Origin of the sequence: Microbispora amethystogenes, from assembly GCF_016863015.1 — a bacterium.
GTDB lineage: Bacteria > Actinomycetota > Actinomycetes > Streptosporangiales > Streptosporangiaceae > Microbispora > Microbispora amethystogenes.
Genome location: NZ_BOOB01000135.1, coordinates 1 through 974 on the forward strand (window position 1 = coordinate 1; position 974 = coordinate 974).

A 974-nucleotide genomic window follows, 5' to 3' on the forward strand; every position below is an offset into this window, starting at 1 on the left:
CCACCGCCTGCACCAGCAACGAGCCGGCCGCGCAGGCCAGCGCTCCGGCGGCGGCTCCGGCCGCGGCGGCCACCGGCGGTAACGACGCCCCCGGCGACAAGGTCGTCATCGGTTTCTCGGCTCCGGCCGCCGACCACGGCTGGATCGCCGCGATCAGCAAGAACGCCGCCGACGCCGCCAAGCAGTACTCCGATGTGGAGCTCAAGGCGGTCGAGCCGACCAACGACATCAACCAGCAGATCTCCGCGGTGGAGTCGCTGATCCAGGCCAAGGTCAACGCGCTGGTGATCCTGCCCAACGACGGTGAGCAGCTCAACCAGGTCGCCCGTCAGGCGATGGACGCCGGCATCCCGGTGATCAACCTGGACCGGGTGTTCCCCGACAAGCTGTCGTACCGGACCTGGATCGGCGGCGACAACTACGGCATGGGCGTGGCCGCGGGTCACTTCATCGGCAAGACGCTGAAGGACAAGGGCGTGGCCGACCCGGTGATCCTGGAGATCCAGGGCATCGCGACGCTGCCGCTGACCCAGGACCGCAGCAAGGGCTTCGAGGACGCGCTGAAGACCTATGGGTTCAAGGTGACGGCGAAGCAGGACGCGAAGTTCACGGTGGAGTCGGGCACGCAGGTGGCGAGCAACCTGCTGCAGGCGCACAAGAAGATCGACGCGATCTGGAACCACGACGACGACCAGGGCATCGGTGTGCTCGCGGCGATCAACGAGGCCGGGCGCAGCGAGTTCTTCATGGTCGGCGGCGCCGGTTCGGCGAACGCGATGCGTGACATCAAGGCCGACAGCGGTGTGCTGAAGGCGACGGTGACCTACAGCCCGACGATGGCCGCCTCGGCGATCAAGATCGCCCGGCTCATCGCGCAGGGCAAGGGCATGAGCGACCTGCTGGAGCAGCAGGTGCCGCAGTCCATCACGCTGACGTCGGAGACCGTCACCAAGGACAACGCCGACAAGTACCTG

Annotated in this window: 1 protein-coding gene; it reads left to right on the plus strand. The window is 67.4% G+C overall.

Annotation, left to right across the window (positions count from 1 at the left end):
- The coding region (locus Mam01_RS36035; protein ID WP_204289690.1) for an ABC transporter substrate-binding protein at positions 1-974 on the plus strand (974 nt) is incomplete at both ends.